This window comes from Psychroserpens sp. (assembly GCF_036960315.1).
Lineage (GTDB): Bacteria > Bacteroidota > Bacteroidia > Flavobacteriales > Flavobacteriaceae > Psychroserpens.
Genome location: NZ_JBALVR010000008.1, coordinates 144,583 through 164,511 on the forward strand (window position 1 = coordinate 144,583; position 19,929 = coordinate 164,511).

The following is a 19,929-nucleotide window of genomic DNA, read 5'->3' on the forward strand; positions in this document are numbered from 1 at the left end:
AGGATATAAATAGGTTTTAAGCCAAATATTTATAGTATTTTTACTTATTAAGTACCAACTTCTGGCTATGAAATGGCAAAATGCGCTAAATGATTACAAATACTACCTTAAAATTGAACGAGGTTTGTCTGCCAACTCTATAACGAATTATGAATTGGATGTTGAAAAGCTTATCAATTATCTAGAAGCCAACAACATATCCATTTCCCCTATTCAAATTGATTATGAAACCGTTCAGTCGTTTATATATGATGCTTCAAAACAGTTAAATCCTAGGTCTCAATCACGTCTCATCTCTGGTTTACGAAGTTTTTTCGCGTATCTGGTATTTGAGGATTATAGAAAGACAAATCCTTTAGATCATATAGAATCTCCTAAAATTGGTAGAAAGTTGCCAGATACACTTTCTATAGATGAGATAGATTCACTTATTTCGGCCATAGATTTAGGCAAAGAGTTTAATGCTATACGAATTGGTGAACGCAACAGGGCTATTCTAGAAACACTTTATAGTTGTGGACTTCGAGTAAGTGAACTTATTAATTTAAAACTATCAGATCTGTTTTTTGATGAAGGTTTTCTAAAAGTTACAGGAAAAGGAAACAAACAACGTTTTGTCCCTATTGGACCCAACACTCAGGAATATATCAATTTCTGGAAAGAAGAAAGAGTAAAAATCAACATTCATCCAGAATATAAAGACACCTTGTTTTTAAACAACAGAGGGAAACAATTAACCAGAGCCATGATTTTTACCATTATTAAAAATTTGGCAAAAGCCATTAACCTTAACAAGGTTATTTCTCCCCACACCTTTAGACACTCGTTTGCTACACATCTTTTGGAAAACGGAGCAGATTTGAGAGCCATTCAGCTTATGCTTGGCCATGAAAGCATTACAACAACAGAAATTTACATGCATGTAGATCGCTCCCACCTTAAAGAAGTACTTCTAAAACATCATCCCAGAAAATAGTTGCATTTTTCGTGACATTTTAAAATAAAGGGGGTCTTAATTGTAAATACTCTTTATGAAATTGTGGTGGAAAAAAATTTTAGGCTTTACATCGAATTCGCACAATACATCAAAAAACGAAAAATCACTTGACGAATTTAAATGGGAAATTGCTTTAGAAAACTCTGAAGTTGGCCTTTGGGATTACAACTCGAGAACAGATCAGGTATTTTATTCTAAGGTATCCAAAGAAATACTCGGATACCAAGACCATGAACTAACTAATTCGGCAATGGAATGGAATCAAAGAGTTCACCCAGAAGATTTAGAAACCTATTTTAAAGATTTCAATGCACACCTAAACGGACATTTAGACACTTACAGAAATGAACATCGCGTATTATGCAAAGATGGAAACTATAAATGGGTTCTAGATAAAGGAAAAGTTGTAGAGAGAGATAAAAATGGTAAGCCAACAAGAATTATTGGAACTCATACGGACGTCACTTACAGAAAAAAGAAAGATGAACAATCGGAAAAGTACCTTCAGTTAATTACAAGCCAGAACCAAAGGCTTCATAATTTTACGCACATAGTTTCACATAATTTAAAAACTCATATTGGTAATTTCAAAAATATACTAGAGTTTTATGATGACACAAATTCGGAAGAGGAAAAAGTAGAGCTTATAGAGCACTTAAATACGATTTCCGAAGCATTAACAACTACAATTGTTGATTTAGATGACATTATCAGTATAAAGTCAAAATCTAATACTCAAGAGCTTAATGAACGTGTAAATATTTTTGATTGTGCAGAAAAAATCATCGATAGTCTTGAAATTGACATTGCAAATAATGAAATTGCCCTATACAACTCGATAAGAAAAGATGATTTTTTAGTGGCAAATAGATCTTATATAGAGAGTATTTTGCATAATTTAATTTCTAACGGCATAAAGTATAAATCTAACGAACGCAATTCTAAAGTGATTTTGCAATCGATTCATACAAGTAAGGAACTTAAAATTTTAGTTTCCGATAATGGGATTGGGATAGACATCGATAAGTTTAAACATCAACTATTTGAAATGTATCAAACCTTTCATGGTACCGATAGAGAAGATTCTAGAGGTATTGGATTATATATTACAAAAACTCAAGTTGAAGCGCTTGGAGGGACTATTGATGTGGAGAGTAATCTCAATGAAGGTACTACGTTTATACTCACATTTAAAAAGCAAAAAGCACTCTAGTTAGAGTGCTTTTATATAGTATTTCATCGAAAATTACTTCGCAATATTAACTGCTCTCGTTTCTCTAATTACAGTCACTTTAACTTGTCCTGGATAGGTCATATCTGTTTGAATTTTTTGAGAAATTTCAAACGATAAGTTTGCAGCTTGTTCATCTGAAACCTTTTCACTTTCTACCATAACACGTAATTCACGTCCGGCTTGAATCGCATAAGCTTTATTAACACCACTAAATCCGAAAGCCACTTCCTCAAGGTCTTTAAGACGTTGAATGTAAGAATCTAAAACTTGACGTCTTGCTCCTGGTCTTGCTCCTGAAATGGCATCACACACTTGAACAATAGGTGCCAATAATGTGGTCATTTCTATTTCATCATGGTGAGCACCTATAGCATTACAAACTTCAGCCTTTTCGCCATGTTTTTCTGCCCACTGCATACCCAGAATAGCGTGAGGTGTTTCCATATCAGCTTCAGAAGATGGCACTTTTCCAATATCATGTAACAATCCTGCGCGTTTTGCAAGTTTAGGATTTAAACCTAATTCGGCTGCCATAACACCACAAAGTTTAGCAACTTCACGTGAATGCTGCAATAAGTTTTGGCCGTAAGACGAACGGTATTTCATACGTCCAATCATTTTAATAAGCTCTGGATGTAACCCATGAATTCCTAAATCGATAACAGTCCGTTTACCCACTTCGGCAATTTCTTGTTCGATTTGCTTTTGTGTTTTCTTTACGATTTCTTCAATACGAGCTGGATGAATCCTTCCATCTGTAACTAATTTGTGTAATGACAATCGAGCAATTTCTCTTCTCACAGAATCAAAGCATGATAAAATAATAGCTTCTGGAGTATCATCAACAATAATCTCTACACCTGTAGCAGCTTCAATGGCCCGAATATTTCGACCTTCTCGTCCAATTATTCTACCCTTAACGTCATCTGATTCTATATTAAATACAGAGACACAGTTATCTATAGCTTCCTCAGTACCTATACGTTGAATCGTATTAATGATAATCTTCTTAGCATCCTGTTGTGCCGTTAACTTTGCTTCTTCTAAAGTATCTTGAATGTAGCTCATCGCATCTGTTTTAGCCTCACCTTTAAGTGATTCTACTAACTGTGCCTTGGCGTCTTCTGCAGCTAGTCCAGAAATAACTTCCAACTGCTTAATTTGACTCTTATGCGCTTTTTCGACTTCGTCTTTCTTTTTTTCTAAAAATTCTAAACGGAAATCGTAATCCTTGACTTTATCATCTAAAGATTGATTTGACTTTTTGTTTTTAGCCAATTCGTTAGAAATCTGAGACTCTTTATCTCGAGTTCGTTTTTCTGCTTCGGCCATTTTCTTGTCACGCGACAAAATGACTTTTTCATGTTCAGACTTGAGCTCAATAAACTTTTCTTTAGCCTGAAGTATCTTATCTTTTTTGATAGATTCTCCTTCACTCTTCGCTATTTTCAAAATCGAATTAGCTTCGTTTTTTGCTCCTTTTATAAGTTTTGATGAGTTGTTTTTTTCTAATGCCTTAGCAATAATATATCCTAGTACAATACCTAGTACTACGCCTCCAACAATCATTAAAATTGTGTTCGTATCCATGTTTAGTTAGTGTTTATATATAAAAAAAGCCTACATCAGTTTTGGATTTTGTATAAACTCCTTAAAAACAAGTTTAGGGCTAACAAGCTGATCAAAAATCTGCCCAAATATTGTGTTACTGAAACAAGTTCAGCACATACAATATTAGCAGCACGGTTTTACAACTTCAACTCACCCTTTTTAAAGAATTAACGTTGAGTTTATCAAAAAATAATAACTAATGTAGGCAGTAACCTATTGTTTATTTAAAAGAACGTTATGCACTTATGTGTTTTTGAAGTAATTGATCCAAAGCATTAAGCTTCTCCTCTACTTCTTCACTAACACTGGCTTTATCTATTGTTTTCTGTTCAACTTGAGAAGCAAATTGTAAAGCACACATGGCTAGCACATCTTGTTTATCTCTTACTGAATAGTTTTGCTCAAACTGACTTATCATGGCTTCAATTTTCTTAGCCGCTTTACGCAATCCTTCTTCCTGACTTGGTGCAATAGTTAAAGGATATACTCTATTAGCTATAGATAGCTTTATTTTAAGCTGTTCTGCCATTAAATTTGATTAACATTACTCAGATAATTGCGCAATACAATGGTCAATATCTCTAATTAATGTGTTTATTTTGAGCTTAGTTTCTCTGTTATTTTCGTCACTGCCCAGCAATGAATTTGCAACTTTGAGTGATTCATATTTTTCAACCCAAGAACTTATTTCATCTTGATGCTGAAGGTTTTTCTGTTGTTGTATTGTTAATTCTTCAGAAATCTTTGCGTTGGTTTGCTTTAAAACTTCAAGTCTATGCAAAACTTTACTTATTTTATTCTCTAAAGAATCTACAACATCTTCAATTTTACTCATTTACAAATTTCAATACTGATGTAACAAAGTTAACATACTAACTGAAAAATAGCAACAGTTTTTCTATTAATTTTAAATTAGTATGACATATATAGGCATAATCACTCGTGCTAAACAATTTATAAATTTAATTCCATTCCTTTTTATAAGTATTTGTTTGCTATTTTTACGTTTTTGGTGATATTCACTACATAAATCTAAAATGTATACGTAGAATATTTTCTATACTTAATTAAAATCAATATTTTTACGTTAAAGAAGTTTAACGTATACACCCTCAACATGAAATATCTTTTTGTCTTAATTTTTATATCTCAATTTAGCTTCGGCCAATCCCCATATCCCCAAGACTATTTTAGAAGCCCGTTAGATGTAACACTTATCTTATCAGGATCTTTTGCAGAGTTACGTTCCAACCATTTTCACTCTGGTTTGGATATTAAAACCCAACAACGTACAGGATTAAAAATATATGCAGCTGCGGAAGGTTATGTAAGTAGAATTAAAGTCTCCCATTTTGGCTACGGAAAAGCGCTTTACATCACACATCCTAATGGCTACGTAAGCGTTTATGCTCATCTAAGTAAATTTTCACCGAGAATCGAGAAGTTCATAAAAGACTGTCAGTACGAAAAGGAAAGCTATGAAGTAGAGGAATTTCCTTCATCTAATGAATTACCTATTTCATCAGATGAGATTGTGGCTTTCTCCGGAAACTCAGGGAGCTCTGGTGGTCCGCATCTACATTTTGAAATTCGTGATAATGAAGAGCGACCAATAAATCCTATGCTCTTTGGTATAGATATTAAAGACACTAAACGGCCATTTCTTTCTGGAGTTTATGTCTATCCAAAAGACAGAAACTCTCATGTGAATGACATAAAAAAGAGATCTGAACTGAGATTAATTCCTAATAAGAATGGAGATTACAACACAGAGCCTATTGAAGCTTTAGGTGATATTGGTTTTGGAATTGTAAGTTACGATCAGCAGGATTTGGCAAACAATAAAAATGGGCTTAGTAATATTCAAGCCTTCTATAACGGAAATAAGAACTTTGAAATGGATTTTAAACGTTTCAGTTTTAACGAATCTAAACATATCAATCGATTTATTGACTTCGAGGTATACAAAGAAAAGAGGACCAGAGTTCAGAAGTTATTTGTCCAATCAGGAAATACATTAAGCATGCTTAAGGACATCAATTCTGATGGTTATATCAAAGTTGAAGATAGCACAAGTTCCGTTTATAAGGTTAGATTAAGAGATTTTAAAGGCAACGAGTCATGGCTTTCAATTCCTATAAAAGGCAAACCTGCAAAGGAGATTCTTGTAGCTCCTGAAATTAAACCAAACACCTATATTTATGCAGATCAGGTTAATGAACTTGAAAAAGATAATGTATCCGTTTATTTTCCAAAAGACTCATTTTACGAGGACTTTTATATAGATTTTAATGTTAGAAATGACACCCTTAAACTACACAGGGATGTTGTTGCTCTAACAAAAAGTTTTACAATAAACTATGACATCAGCAACTTTAGTGAAGATGATAAAAGCAAATTTTTTATAGCCAAATTATACGGTTATTACCAAAGACCGAGTTATATAAACACAAAACGTATTGGTAATAAATTATCAGCTCGAACTAAATCGCTAGGAACCTTTGCATTAACGAGAGATACGATTAACCCAATCATAACGCCTGTAAATTTTCAAAAAGGAAAATGGTTGAGTAAGCTAGATCATCTTAAAGTAAAAATTGATGATGAGTTATCTGGTATTAGTAATTATAGAGCAACAATTAACGGAAAATGGATTCTTATGGAGTATGATTATAAAAAAGATACCTTAACTTACAATTTTGATGATAACATCATTACTGATACTGAAAACAATCTTAAAATAATTGTTACCGATAATGTTGGAAATAGTACTACATTTGAATCAACCTTTTTTAGAAAATAAAAATTGACCTTTTGAAGCTAAACATCACACTACTCATTGCCTTAATTGGCTTTTCTTTATCCGGAATATCCCAAAACGCTACTATAAGAGGTGTCATTTTAGACGACGCTGAACAACCAATCACTGGTGTTAACATAATAGCTGGTAATGACGGAACAACTACTAATGAAAACGGGTTCTATATCATTAAAGTTCCAGCAAACAGAGATATTACGCTCGTCTTCACCCACCTTGGTCATAAAAAAGTAGAAGCCACTTTTAATTTAAAAAATGGTCAAGAAATACAGTTTAACCCTGTAATGAGTGTTAAAGTTGAACAAATCGCTACAGTTGTAATTAATACAAATACGAGACAATCGGTTGATGGTGTAACCACAATAACTCCTGAAATTTTAAGAACCATAAAAGGTGCTCAGCCAGGCGTTGAAAATATTCTAAAAACTTTACCAGGTGTAAATATCTCAAATGAATTAAGTACACAATACTCTGTTCGTGGCGGAAACTTTGATGAGAATTTGGTTTATGTCAATGAAATTGAAGTATATCGGCCGTTTTTAATCCGCTCAGGGCAACAGGAAGGTTTGAGTTTTGTCAATACCGATTTGGTTCAAAATGTGGAATTCTCTGCTGGTGGTTTTCAAGCCAAATATGGTGATAAACTATCATCAGTTCTAGATATCACCTATCGCAATCCAAATCGTTTTAGCGTTCGCGCAGATGCGAGTTTACTTGGCGGAAGTGTTGCTGCAGAAGCGGTAAGCAAGGATTCTAAATTTTCGGGTATTATAGGTTTGCGTTATAGAGATAATAGTTTATTGATTAATTCTTTAGAAACAGAAACCAACGTAAGACCTGTTTTTGCAGATGCTCAAACGTACCTGACTTATAAATTTTCAGATAAATTCCATTTGAATTTTCTCGGAAATATCTCGTTGAATAAATATAATTTCAGACCTAAAAATAGACAGACTAATTTTGGAACCCTAGACGAACCTGTGGCACTTCTCGTTTTTTATGATGGTCAGGAAGAAGATGAATACCTAACCACATTTGGCGCTTTTAAAGCGAATTACTTTGCTTCAGAAGATTTAACCTTAAAGTTCATTGCTTCGGCATACCATACCACAGAAGAAGAGTATTTCGATATTTTAGCGCAATACAGACTTGGAGAAGTCAACAGTAATATTGGAGATGAGAATTTGGGAGAAGTTGAATTTTCTGAAGGTATTGGTTCTCAATTAACGCATGCCAGAAACGATTTGGATGCTGTTATTTTTAATGTTGAGCACAAAGGTGACTATAAGCTTGATGAAGAGAGCACACTTGAATGGTCGCTAAAATACACACATGAAGACATTAGAGATCGTCAAGTAGAATGGGAAATAATCGATAGTGCTGGGTTTTCAGTAAGACCACCAATTTTTGAAATCCCTAACAACCAACCTTACGAGCCTTTTGAAGGTCCGTTGGTGGCTTTTCAAAATGTAAGAGCAACCAATGCTGTGAAAATTGACAGACTACAGGCTTACTTGCAATGGAGTAAACGCTCAATGTTAGGCAAAAACGAAGTGTTCTATAATGCTGGTGTAAGAGTTCATAATTGGACCGTAAATAGTAATGTACCAAATCAAGATGGCCTATCCTCTTCCACTCAAACAGTTTTTAGTCCGAGAGCTCAGTTTGCGATTAAGCCAGATTGGGAAAAAGATATGTTGTTCCGTATTGCTGGAGGTGTCTATTACCAACCCCCTTTTTATCGTGAACTTCGTGATTCTTCCGGTGTTGTTCAACCTGATGTAAAAGCGCAAAAGTCATTTCATATTGTTATCGGTAACGAGTATAGTTTTAAAATTTGGGATCGCCCATTTAAGCTCGTTTCCGAAGCGTATTACAAGAATCTTAGTGATGTTAACCCGTATACTCTAGAGAATGTAAGAATTCGTTACAGAGCCAAAAATAATGCGAAAGCTTATGCTTACGGATTAGATTTACGTCTTAACGGAGAATTTGTTCCAGGAACCGAAAGCTGGTTTAGTTTTGGGTATTTAAAAACCGAAGAAAATATTGACGATCGCGGTTTTATCGCAAGACCAACAGACCAACGCTTGAAGTTTGGTGTCTTATTTCAAGATTACGTACCAAACATTCCAGAACTAAAAATGTATCTGAATTTGGTGTACAACACGGGAGTTCCAGGAGGTTCGCCAAGTTTTGCAGATCCTTACGATTTCCAAACACGATTACGTGACTACAAACGTGCAGATTTAGGCATCTCTTATGTCTTAGTAGATCCAAATAAAACATACACATCGAAATGGAAACAAGGTTTAAAAGAACTGTCTATTGGTATTGAAATCTTTAATATGTTCAACGCGCAAAACTCCATTACCAATACTTGGATAAGAGATGTATATAGCAAGCGTCAATTTGCAGTCCCTAATTTCTTGACACCACGTGTGTTTAATGTGAGATTAAGTGCTAAGTTTTAGATGAAAGGGTTATTGTTTACCATTTCATTACTATTAAGCTTTTCATGTTTAAGTCAAACTATTGAAAAGCCCGTATATTACTTAGATGTTAATGGATATAGTATACCAAAAGACGTATTTATTAAGAAATCATCCAGAAACGCTCATATAAACGAAAGCTATTTTTCCATCACATTTGAGAATGATACATGCTACCTCAGACAGTTGGTAAAGCGAAAGAATTACGGTAGGTTAAATAAATCGCAACGTGCCAAGCTATTTTCAAATTTGAATACTAACACAAAAACACCTGAAGAAAAATTCAGCATTATCTTATACCACCCAGGAAGAGATACTTGCAATAATGGTCATTTTAGATCTAACGGAATTAAAAATAACATATATGGCAAAGGCTATTTAAGAAAATTAAAGACTTATTTTGATTACAAAATATTCTGGGTTCACAAAAAAGATGAAAGTATAAAATTTAATAGAGTTAGTTATATCAATTGGCAACAAGACAAAAATCAATTTATAGAAAAACTTTTTTTTGAATACCATTATCTATGTAACAGCTTTTTGATTATTAACAATTCAACTGGAAATTACATTTCTATTTTTGGAGAATCTGGCGGAAATACAGTAGTTAAAATTGCTAAGGAAATCAGAGGCTTTTAAATAGTTGATTGTTAATCAATAAACCCCTTCAATACCTCGACAACATAATCTATCTCTTCTTTAGTATTAAAACAACTAAACGAAAAACGCACTGAAGGTCTATTTAAATGATCGTCTTCAAGAATTTCAGTAAGTACATGGGAGTTTTGCGAACTTCCACTTTGACAAGCACTTCCTTTAGAACAAGCGATGCCTTTCAAATCCAATTGAAATTGTAATAGCCCAGCCTTTTCAGGAGCTATTGGCAAACACACATTAACCAAGGTATACGTACTATTATCTAGATCTCCAGACTGACCATTACATGTGATTTTTGAAGACAACGTTTTCAATTCTGAGATAAAATAAGATTTTAAATCTTTGATATAAGCACTTTCAGTTTCTAGATTTTGATAGGACAAGTTTAAGGCTTCATCCAAACCAACAATATTATGAATCGATTCGGTTCCTGCTCGTAAACCTCGCTCCTGCTCACCTCCAAAGATAGAAGCTCTCAGTCCGCTATTCTTCCGAAGAAAGACAAATCCAACGCCTTTCGGACCATGAAATTTGTGCGCACTTGCTGCGAGATAATCAATAGGAATATCTTGTAAATCCAACTTATAATGCCCAACAGATTGTACAGTATCACTGTGAAACAAGGCATTATGTTTCTTACACAATAACGCTACAGATTTTAATTCGAGCTTGTTTCCAATTTCATTATTAACATGCATTAAAGAGACCAATTGTTTATTTTCCGATTCCAGTAAAGTCTCTAAATGAGACATATTAATCGCTCCATTAGTGTCGATGTCTACATATTTTATCGAAACATTGTAGTCTTTAACAAGTTCATCAATGGTATGTAAAATGGCATGATGCTCAATTTTAGACGAAATGATTTCGGTAACACCCAAATCTCTAACAGCACTTCTCAATACCAAATTATCGGCTTCTGTACCTCCAGAAGTAAATACGATTTCAGAAGCTAACACATTGAAATGTGAAGCAATACGTTTTCTGGAAGACTCAATTAAAGATTTAGATTGCCTTCCATAACTATGTGTTGATGAAGGGTTTCCGAAATTTAATCTCATAACTTCACTCATACGATTAACAACCTCTTCACGTATTGGTGTTGTTGCTGCATTATCAAAATAAACGGTTTTCATAGCATTCAAAATTGTGGTGCAAAGATGCAACTTTCTAAGGGTTTTCAAAACTACTATTGGATACTGTCAAAATTATTTGTTAAAGGAACTTATTAAACAATCAAATCTTTTATTTTTGTTTCAAAATCTATGACAATGCGATATTTTCTATATACATGTTTATTCGGGCTCTTAATCTTTTCTTGTGACGATGGAGATGTCTTTGAAGTATCATTAGACTTTGATGAAGTATTAGAGCGTTGTGGTGATGACAATAGCGACAATTATGTACTCTATGACACCAAAACAGACCCTAGTGAGTCTTTAACCTTAGTATTTCCAGTAAATGATAATTCACGAGCTATTTTTAACCCTCTAGATAATAGTGGAACACCATTTCCATTAGAGATTAATGGAACCTCAATAGCATTTAATTATAGAACTTACAATGGAGCTCCTGAAAATTTAATCTGCCAAGATATTCCCATCCCAGGAACTACAATTACGAATGACTATGCAGCCGAATCTGGAGCTGATGTCGTATTTATATCCACTTACGAAGATGATGATGGCGATGGTATTCCTTCAGAATTTGAAGGTAGAGGCACTCAAGCTGAAGATGGCTCGTATCCTGATGCTATTGATACGGATGGAGATGGTTTGGCTAATTATATAGATGAAGACGATGACAATGATAATGTACTTACCTCAGTAGAGGATCCAAATTATGATGCTATCGACGGTCTTGCAAACGCTCAAGACACTGATGATGATGGGATTGCAGATTATCTTGATGATGACGATGACAATGATGGTGTTTTAACCCGAAATGAAGATGAGAATGACAATTTATCTCTATTAGACGATTTTGATGAATCAAACGGCGTTAATACGACACCACGTTATTTAGATGAAATTGCCATTGATGAATTTGCTCAGGATATGTCTATTGTAACAACTTATACTAGAAGTGTTGTAGTAAGCGTAACCATTTTAAATGCTAATATCGACATCCTAAATGCTACTGAAATATTTTTAGGCACCTATACTGTTGCACCAATTACATTGCCTTTAGTCGATTAATAAAACTAAGATTTAGTATTCTGGAAAATATAGACTTCGGTTGCACCCGAGCCATATTTTTGGTAGTCAGCCTCATAAAATTTGACATTCTCATAGCGACTAAAAAGAAAATCGAGTTCTGCCTTCAAAATACCTTCGCCTACACCATGGATAAACACGACTTTTTGAATCCGTTTTTTAATCGCAAACTCTAGCTTATATCTAGCTGTATCCAACTGTAGATTGAGCATATCATAATTACTCATATGCTTGTTTGAAGTCGTGATTTGATGGATATGCAAATCCACTTCCATTGCAGGGAGACTGCGCTCTTTTGGTTTTACCTTAACCGACTTATGTTTATACGATTTTTCTTTTTCGTTAATTACAGACGTTAAATCAGTACCAGCAAAAAGCTTTGAAGAAAGTGGTTGTTCTTTTATGACTTCGGAAATTGAAAAGTCCATATCGAAACCGTCTTCCGTTTCTATAGTAATAGCGTCACCTGAAATTTTAGTAATAATACCTGAGATGTCCTCATCCAAAACAGAAACTTTATCTCCAATTTTAAACAACATTACAAATCATTTTGGTTGTCATCATCCATATCCTTTTTACTCGGAATATTTCTCGATATACTATAAATACCAAGCATTAAAATTACAATTCCAGTGATTAAAATATACTGGTTTTGATCTTCTCTAGCTTGAGCATAAATGGCTATGATTCCGCCAATTAGAATTAAAATATAACTGATTTTTCTAGACATATATAGAATGTTAACGAGAATAGTTTATGAATCATCGAAAATACTGATAAAAAACAAAAAACTAAAGTATCTTAGCTAGATTATTATTATATTCATAGATTAATCTATTGACTATGAAAAATTTGTACACCCTCATTATTACAATTTTTGTTTCAACATATAGTTTCGCTCAATCAGATTTGTTTGTCGGTTCTGGTAGTTATGTTTATGTCGATGGCACTGCGTTTACTAGTGGGCCAACTGTTGCACCTTTATATGTTACTGATGACGTAAATCTAGCAAATAATGGTAATATCTATTTACGAAATGATGCGCAACTAATACAAGGGAATAATGTTGGTAACTCAGGAACTGGCCAACTAAGCGTCTATCAAACAGGAAATTCCAACACTTATATGTACAACTACTGGTCTTCTCCTGTAGGAATGAACAGTGGTGTAGCAGGAAATACAAGTTTTAGACCTAATAATAATATTTATGGCGAAACCCTAGCACCAATTACCAGTCTTGCTGCAACTTATGTAGCCGAACCTAATTATGATGGTATCGCGGGTACTCCGCCTACGATTGCAAGTTTTTGGTTTTACTCTTATATAGGTATTAATCCACCTCCTAATGATTACCTAGATTGGGTCGTTATAGATGAATCAACGAGTAATCTAGCATCTGGTTACGGCTGGACTATGAAAGGAAACCCAAGTGGTGCTCAGCAATATGATTTTAGAGGCAGGCCAAATAATGGCAATATGTCTGTATCAATAAACCCTAATAGAGAAACTCTAATAGGTAACCCATATCCGTCTGCTCTTGATGCTTATTACTTTATACATGATACGCAAAACCAATCAAATACAACTGGAGTACTAAAGTTCTGGGAGCAACAACCAGGTGCTACATCGCATGTTTTATCAAATTATGTAGGTGGTTACGCGCTATATACAAATTTTGCTACTAATACTAATGGAACTCCATCAGATTTAACTGATGATACTGTTATGGATTCCTTTACACCTGCCGTTTTTTACATGTACTTATTAGATGGAACTATTGCAGGTGGACCACCAATTACTAATTCTTTTCCAAAAATATCCTACAGATATATTCCTGTTGGTCAAGGATTTATAATGGAAGGCTCAGCTACTGCCAGCAGCATTAGATTCAATAACTCACAAAGATCTTTTTATAAGCAATCTGGAACTAATAGTAGTTTTTTTAGGCTTAGTGAAACTAATTCAAGTTCATTTAATGAAACAGATTATACAGAAGAAGGTTACAATATAGTTCCTGAAGATTGTAAACGCTTTAGAATTAATGTAGGTTTTGATAATAATGGGATTGAATCATACACACGTCAGTTATTAATGAATTTTCATCATACTGCAACAGACGGTTTTGATTATGGATTAGAAGCTAAAGGAGCAGGAGACTTAGAATCTGATGCCAATTGGACTTTAGATGGTGAACCTTATGCAATTCAAGCTTTTGAATATGATGAAACATTAACTATACCTTTAATTATAAATATAGCAAACCTACAATTTAATACATTTAGCATTAATGATGTTCAAAATTTTGATGAATCACAACCTATATATTTACATGATATTGATGCTAATCTTTATGTAGATCTAAGAACACAAAACTACAGCCTCAATTTGCCAGCAGGAGTCTATGATAGTCGTTTCGAAATTACATTCCGTCAAGAATCATTAACTACTGAGGAAGTCACAGATGAAGACTTCGTTGTATTCCTAAACACGAAAAACGCTGAACTCACCATTTTAAATCCTAACGGATTAGACATAACATCTGTATCACTATATGATGTCGCTGGAAAAAGAGTCATTAATACAGTAAATATTGGAAACCAGAATGCGTATCGCTATTCTACAAAATCCTTTAGTGACGGTGTTTATATCACTACGATTACTGTTGAAGGGAACACGGCGATTACTAAAAAGGTGATTATTAAAAATTAAGCCAATCTTTTAATTTTTCCTATTTTTGTGAGACCGTTTATTTAAATTATGATGTCTCCAGAAGATTACATGTTGCCTTGTCTAAATAAGAAACTCTTTGGTATAGAATGTATGGGTTGCGGTATGCAGCGGTCATTAGCTTTAATTCTTCAAGGAGACTTAGTTGGTGCTTTTTACATGTACCCTGCCATATACACTTTAATATTACTTATTGGGTTTGTTTTTATAAATTACTTCAAGAATTTTAAAAACAGTAACAAAATAATTATTACTTTGGCTGTTGTAAACCTCGTTTTGATACTTGGTAATTTTATTATAAAAACTTTTTTTTAACTAAAACTCTAAAATGGAAAAACAACAATTACCTAATTCGACCTTAATATTAGTATTCGGAATCATATCAATTGTTTTATGTTGGTGTTATGGAATCATTGGTGTTCCTCTATCTATTGTAGCTTTAGTATTAGCTGGAAAAGCTAAGAAAACCTACTTGGAGAACCCAGAATTATATTCGGGTTACCAAAACATGAATGCTGGTAAGATTCTAGCCATTATCGGACTTATACTAAACGTATTGTTCTTGTGTTACATTATTTGGTTCTTATCTCAGATAGGTTGGGATGCTTTAAGTAATCCAGAATTGATGATGGAACGAGCTGAAGAATTGAAAAACAACTAATTTATAATATCTAAAACAAAAAACCTCAATACATGTATTGAGGTTTTTTTATACGTTGTATTTAAAACATTTTAAACTTCAAAAGCCTTTAATGTTTTAATGATAATTGAGACACAATCTAACAATTGCTCTTTATTGATTACCAAAGGTGGTGCAAAACGAATAATATTTCCGTGAGTAGGTTTTGCTAAGAGTCCGTTATCACGTAAAGCCATACAGATATTCCACGCCGTATCACTGTCTTCATCATCATTAATGACGATGGCATTTAACAGGCCTTTTCCTCTTACGAGATTTACTATTGGACTTATTTCGATGTATTTGTTTAATTCACTTCGGAATAATTCTCCCATCTGAAAAGCATTTTCAGCTAAATCTTCATCACGAACAACTTCAAGAGCAGCGATTCCAACTGCTGCAGCTATTGGGTTTCCGCCAAATGTACTCCCATGATTTCCTGGTTGAATGACATTCATAATAGCATCATTTGCCAATACAGCACTTACAGGGTAAGCACCACCAGATAACGCTTTACCTAGAATTAATATATCTGGCTTTACTTCAGGAGCACCAGAACAATTTTTGTTCTCACAACTACAGTTTCCACAAGTTGCCAATAAACGTCCTGTTCTAGCAATACCTGTTTGTACTTCATCTGCAATAAACAACACATTATGCTTCTCACATAATGCTTTTGCTTTCGCCAAATAACCGTCGCTAGGCACATAAACTCCAGCTTCACCTTGAATAGGCTCTACCAAGAATCCTGCAACATTATTATTACCATCTAAAGCACTTTCTAATGCCTGAAGGTTATCATATTCAATTTTTATAAATCCGTCAGTATATGGTCCAAAGTTTTTTCTAGCAACAGGATCATTACTAAAGGAAATAATAGTTGTTGTTCTTCCGTGGAAATTATTCTCACACACGATGATTTCAGCTTGATTCTCATCAATGCCTTTCACTTCATAAGCCCATTTTCTACAGATTTTCAAAGCAGTCTCAACAGCTTCGGCTCCTGTATTCATTGGTAATAACTTGTCAAAATGAAAATACTCTGAAGCGAATTTCTCATACTTTCCAAGTATATCATTATAAAATGCTCTGGATGTCAAACTCAAGGTCTGAGCTTGTTCAGTCATAGCATTTACAATTTTCGGATGACAATGCCCTTGGTTTACAGCAGAATACGCAGAAAGAAAATCATAATATTTCTTACCTTCTACATCCCAAACATACACACCTTCTCCTCTATTCAATACTACTGGTAACGGATGGTAATTGTGTGCACCATACTTGTTTTCTAAATCGATCGCTTGTTGCGAAGTTAATTGGTCTAAAACAGCCATTTTAATTTGTTTTAAATTAATAAATAACCATTCCTTATCTACCTTTATCCTTTCGAAGAGTCCGAAAATTCAGCGTGGGAAAGAAATCATCCCTAAGGCTTGCAAATTAATAATTTAAAATCTTATTCCGAAACTTTTCCAGATAATGATGATACTTGCAATTCTAAACGTTTCATTTCCCTTAGGATCGCATTTTTATCCATTTGCATCCAAGCGAATATTTTAAGCATACTTACGCCTAATAAAAATACAAGACCACCTATTCCCCATTTTATCAGTTCATTCGTTTCTGTTGTGTCGAAAAACTTAACTACACAATAAATAAACAGTCCAAAGAAAATTAATGTCATAATATTCATAAGAATATTAATCCACTTATTCTTACCAGTGAATAAACCGCCTATCATTCCTAAAACATTTTGCTCTTCTAGAGAATCATAGAATTTCGATTCTTCTTGGCTTAAGGTCTCTTTAATTAATTGATCGATATCTTCCATATTAGTTTTCATAGTATTAAATTTTACAGAACATTACGCTTAGTCTACTAGTATTAAAACACTCCGTTCTTGGTTATTTTTTATTGCCAATTATTGGCTTTAAAATTAATTTTAGTTTTTCTCTGGCGTGAAACAACCTTGATTTTGTTGTTCCAACAGAGATATTTAATAGCTCACTGATTTCCTTTAGCGAGTACTCTTCAGTATAATAAAGTCTGATAACACTTTGCTGTTGTTCGGGCAATCTCTTGATCGCTTTTAAAAGCATCTCTTTATGCTCAGTTTTTTCTTTATAATCGTCAACTACAGCAACTTGCTGTTTACCAAATTCAGTTTCTCTTGAACGTTTCCGACTTTGTTCTCTCAAGGCATCTAAAGATTTGGAATACACGATACGTAAGGCCCAACTTTTAAAACTCGAAGGTTTTTGCAACGTATGCATTTTATCCATTATAGTTTGCCAACTCTCTTGTGCGATGTCTTTAGATAAATTAGCATCCTTCACTATCCAATAGGCCTTTTTACAAAATATTAGGTGCCATCGCTTAACCAATTGGGCTATTGCTTTTTGGTCTCCAGCTTGATAAGCTTTTACCATTTCTGTATCTATATGGTTATCTTTTTCCAATTATACTAGTTTGGTTTGAAACGGTTTTCGTTTATAAAACGCCCTTAATAAGCTCACTAAAAGATTGTATTTCGTTTTTTTCTTTTCTTCGGAAAAGTAATTTTCCACATTGTCAAAAGCATCTTCAATCAATGCATCGTGCAACCAACGAATCACGAATACCCATAAAAAGCTAGCTTTAATAGTGGTATGCATTGTTATGCTATGTGCAATTTCTGAAGTGTTATCTGAAATACCTTTAATGCTTAATTCATGTGTGCCATTAAAGCCTTCAGGTTTCGTGAATTCAAATTTAATGCGGCTTCCAGATTGAAACTCAATGATTGTATAACGAATACGTCCATGACCTCCTCGACTTCCTACTCTCAGACCGTTCTTAAATCGCATAGCAGGCCAATTATTATAAGGCCAAACTTGATCTTCAGTTGTTGCTAAGGTTTTAAATAGCTCAGATACCTTTTCTTTAGGCTGATGAATTATTCGTTTATGACTATTAATGACTTGCATACTCTAAAGACGTAGAAAAAATAAAAAGGTTCATTTTATTTTGAAGTTTTTTAAAGATAATTCTATTTCCCTATAGTTTATCTATAACGATTATTATTTTTGCACCATGGCAAGAAGCAAAAACAAACGACAGATTTTCGAAAACATAGAAGTTATTGACGCAGGTGCAAAAGGCAAAACAGTTGCTAAAGCGCCAGATGGTCGCGTTATATTTTTGCCTAATGCTGTTCCTGGTGATGTGGTAGATGTCCAAACCTTTAAAAAGCGCAAAGCCTATTTTGAAGGAAAAGCCATAAAATTTCATACACTTTCAGACAAGCGTACAGAACCAAAATGTGACCATTTTGGTGTTTGTGGAGGTTGCAAGTGGCAGGATATGGATTATAAATTTCAACTGGAATATAAACAGAAAGAAGTGACTAATAATTTGGTCCGTCTTGGTCATTTGGAATTACCTGAAGTCACTCCTATTCAAGGATCGGCAGAACACTATTTCTACCGTAATAAAATGGAATTTTCATTTAGCGATAGTCGCTGGCTAACCACTGAAGAAGTCCAATCTGATGAAGATTTAGGCGATAGAAACGCGCTAGGATTTCATATTCCGGGAATGTGGGACAAGATTCTTAATATTAATAAATGTTGGTTACAGGCAGATCCTTCCAATGCTATTCGTAATGCTGTTAAAGAATTTTCAGTAGAAAACGAATTAGAATTTTTCAATACCCGAAACCAAACAGGATTACTGCGTACTCTGATGATTCGTACGTCATCAACTGGTGATATCATGATTGTGATTCAGTTTTACAAAGAAGACAAAGAGAAGCGTGAGCTACTCTTAGAGTATATAGCAAGTACATTTCCGCAGATAACATCTTTACAATATGTCATTAACGGAAAAGCTAACGACACTATCTATGATCAAGAAGTTGTTTGCTATAAAGGAAATGACCATATTTTTGAAGAGATGGAAGGTTTACGATTTAAAATAAATGCCAAGTCATTTTACCAAACGAATTCTGCACAAGCTTACGAACTATATAAAATCACGAGAGATTTTGCAGATCTTAGTGGAGACGAACTTGTATACGATTTATATACTGGAACGGGAACCATTGCTCAATTTGTAGCTAAACAAGCTAAGCATGTTGTTGGTGTAGAATCTGTACCAGATGCTATTACTGCGGCTAAAGAAAATGCGCAATTAAATGGTATAGAAAACGTTGCCTTTTATGTTGGTGATATGAAGAACGTTTTTAATGATGCGTTTATTAAACAAAACGGACAACCAGATGTTATTATTACAGATCCTCCTAGAGACGGAATGCATAAAGATGTTGTTAATCAAATATTAAATATTGCGCCAAAAAAAATAGTTTATGTAAGTTGTAACAGTGCAACTCAAGCCAGAGATTTGGCAATATTAAAAGAGGTTTATAAAATAACTAAAACACAGGCTGTAGACATGTTTCCGCAGACACACCATGTTGAGAACGTTGTGCTTTTAGAAAAACGATAATTAAAAAATTGAA

The 19,929-nt window shown here is 34.0% G+C and carries 20 protein-coding genes and 1 other RNA gene; 10 read left to right on the top strand and 11 right to left on the bottom strand.

Features of this window, described 5'->3' with window-relative positions:
• Positions 1-67: 67 nt before the first annotated feature.
• Positions 68-976: a site-specific tyrosine recombinase/integron integrase gene (gene xerA, locus V7719_RS13900; protein WP_335730531.1), complete on the top strand. Its 909-nt coding sequence runs from the start codon at positions 68-70 to the stop codon at positions 974-976.
• 55 nt (positions 977-1,031) lie between these two features.
• The gene (locus tag V7719_RS13905; protein ID WP_335730532.1) at positions 1,032-2,210 is read left to right on the top strand and encodes a PAS domain-containing sensor histidine kinase; all 1,179 of its coding nucleotides are present in this window, start codon (positions 1,032-1,034) and stop codon (positions 2,208-2,210) included.
• A 33-nt stretch (positions 2,211-2,243) separates the two neighbouring features.
• Here the strand turns inward: V7719_RS13905 and rny are convergent, their stop codons facing one another.
• From rny to V7719_RS13925, 4 genes are all read right to left on the bottom strand, one after another.
• Entirely contained in the window at positions 2,244-3,821 is a 1,578-nt protein-coding gene (gene rny / locus V7719_RS13910) for a ribonuclease Y (RefSeq protein WP_335730533.1), read from the bottom strand.
• A gap of 54 nt (positions 3,822-3,875) precedes the next feature.
• A non-coding RNA gene (ssrS, locus tag V7719_RS13915) (6S RNA) lies at positions 3,876-4,021 on the bottom strand.
• A 56-nt stretch (positions 4,022-4,077) separates the two neighbouring features.
• The gene (locus V7719_RS13920) at positions 4,078-4,371 is read right to left on the bottom strand and encodes a cell division protein ZapA (RefSeq protein ID WP_335730534.1); all 294 of its coding nucleotides are present in this window, start codon (positions 4,369-4,371) and stop codon (positions 4,078-4,080) included.
• Positions 4,372-4,386: 15 nt separating this feature from the next.
• The gene (locus tag V7719_RS13925; RefSeq protein ID WP_335730535.1) at positions 4,387-4,677 is read right to left on the bottom strand and encodes a hypothetical protein; all 291 of its coding nucleotides are present in this window, start codon (positions 4,675-4,677) and stop codon (positions 4,387-4,389) included.
• Positions 4,678-4,959: 282 nt separating this feature from the next.
• Between V7719_RS13925 and V7719_RS13930 the strand changes: the two genes are divergently transcribed.
• The 3 genes from V7719_RS13930 to V7719_RS13940 are packed head-to-tail and all read left to right on the top strand — an operon-like array spanning position 4,960 to position 9,791.
• Complete coding sequence (locus V7719_RS13930) at positions 4,960-6,645, top strand: M23 family metallopeptidase (protein ID WP_335730536.1); 1,686 nt, start codon at positions 4,960-4,962, stop codon at positions 6,643-6,645.
• An 11-nt stretch (positions 6,646-6,656) separates the two neighbouring features.
• Positions 6,657-9,134, top strand: coding sequence for a TonB-dependent receptor (locus V7719_RS13935; RefSeq protein WP_335730537.1), 2,478 nt, complete (start codon positions 6,657-6,659; stop codon positions 9,132-9,134).
• Complete coding sequence (locus V7719_RS13940; RefSeq protein WP_335730538.1) at positions 9,135-9,791, top strand: hypothetical protein; 657 nt, start codon at positions 9,135-9,137, stop codon at positions 9,789-9,791. It begins immediately after the preceding gene.
• An 11-nt stretch (positions 9,792-9,802) separates the two neighbouring features.
• On the opposite strand, the gene V7719_RS13945 is transcribed toward V7719_RS13940, so the two are convergent.
• Positions 9,803-10,945 carry a cysteine desulfurase family protein gene (locus V7719_RS13945; protein ID WP_335730539.1) on the bottom strand — a complete coding sequence of 381 codons (1,143 nt, stop codon included), beginning with the start codon at positions 10,943-10,945 and terminating at the stop codon, positions 9,803-9,805.
• Between the two features lie 135 nt (positions 10,946-11,080).
• Between V7719_RS13945 and V7719_RS13950 the strand changes: the two genes are divergently transcribed.
• Positions 11,081-12,007, top strand: a complete 927-nt coding sequence (locus tag V7719_RS13950; RefSeq protein ID WP_335730540.1) for a hypothetical protein — start codon at positions 11,081-11,083, stop codon at positions 12,005-12,007.
• 5 nt (positions 12,008-12,012) lie between these two features.
• Here V7719_RS13950 and V7719_RS13955 read toward each other — a convergent pair whose 3' ends face one another.
• Positions 12,013-12,564, bottom strand: a complete 552-nt coding sequence (locus V7719_RS13955; RefSeq protein WP_335730541.1) for a Smr/MutS family protein — start codon at positions 12,562-12,564, stop codon at positions 12,013-12,015.
• Positions 12,564-12,755, bottom strand: a complete 192-nt coding sequence (locus V7719_RS13960) for a hypothetical protein (protein ID WP_335730542.1) — start codon at positions 12,753-12,755, stop codon at positions 12,564-12,566. The genes V7719_RS13955 and V7719_RS13960 overlap by 1 nt, the downstream gene beginning before the upstream one ends.
• 113 nt (positions 12,756-12,868) lie before the next feature.
• Between V7719_RS13960 and V7719_RS13965 the strand changes: the two genes are divergently transcribed.
• The 3 genes from V7719_RS13965 to V7719_RS13975 all read left to right on the top strand — a co-directional run bounded on the left by V7719_RS13965 (position 12,869) and on the right by V7719_RS13975 (position 15,413).
• Positions 12,869-14,734 carry a T9SS type A sorting domain-containing protein gene (locus V7719_RS13965; protein WP_335730543.1) on the top strand — a complete coding sequence of 622 codons (1,866 nt, stop codon included), beginning with the start codon at positions 12,869-12,871 and terminating at the stop codon, positions 14,732-14,734.
• A gap of 69 nt (positions 14,735-14,803) precedes the next feature.
• Positions 14,804-15,067 (top strand): DUF2752 domain-containing protein, encoded by a 264-nt coding sequence (locus V7719_RS13970; RefSeq protein WP_335730603.1) that lies wholly within the window; start codon positions 14,804-14,806, stop codon positions 15,065-15,067.
• Positions 15,068-15,080: 13 nt separating this feature from the next.
• A complete protein-coding gene (locus tag V7719_RS13975; RefSeq protein ID WP_335730544.1) occupies positions 15,081-15,413 on the top strand; it encodes a CCC motif membrane protein in 333 nt (110 codons plus the stop codon).
• Positions 15,414-15,484: 71 nt separating this feature from the next.
• Here the strand turns inward: V7719_RS13975 and rocD are convergent, their stop codons facing one another.
• From rocD to V7719_RS13995, 4 genes are all read right to left on the bottom strand, one after another.
• Positions 15,485-16,765, bottom strand: a complete 1,281-nt coding sequence (gene rocD, locus V7719_RS13980; protein ID WP_335730545.1) for an ornithine--oxo-acid transaminase — start codon at positions 16,763-16,765, stop codon at positions 15,485-15,487.
• 122 nt (positions 16,766-16,887) lie between these two features.
• Entirely contained in the window at positions 16,888-17,274 is a 387-nt protein-coding gene (locus V7719_RS13985) for a DUF6768 family protein (protein ID WP_335730546.1), read from the bottom strand.
• Positions 17,275-17,335: 61 nt separating this feature from the next.
• Entirely contained in the window at positions 17,336-17,890 is a 555-nt protein-coding gene (locus V7719_RS13990) for an RNA polymerase sigma factor (RefSeq protein WP_335730547.1), read from the bottom strand.
• Complete coding sequence (locus V7719_RS13995; RefSeq protein ID WP_335730548.1) at positions 17,891-18,397, bottom strand: hypothetical protein; 507 nt, start codon at positions 18,395-18,397, stop codon at positions 17,891-17,893.
• Between the two features lie 106 nt (positions 18,398-18,503).
• On the opposite strand from V7719_RS13995, the gene rlmD reads away from it, so the two are divergent.
• The gene (rlmD, locus tag V7719_RS14000) at positions 18,504-19,916 is read left to right on the top strand and encodes a 23S rRNA (uracil(1939)-C(5))-methyltransferase RlmD (protein ID WP_335730549.1); all 1,413 of its coding nucleotides are present in this window, start codon (positions 18,504-18,506) and stop codon (positions 19,914-19,916) included.
• Positions 19,917-19,929: the final 13 nt, after the last annotated feature.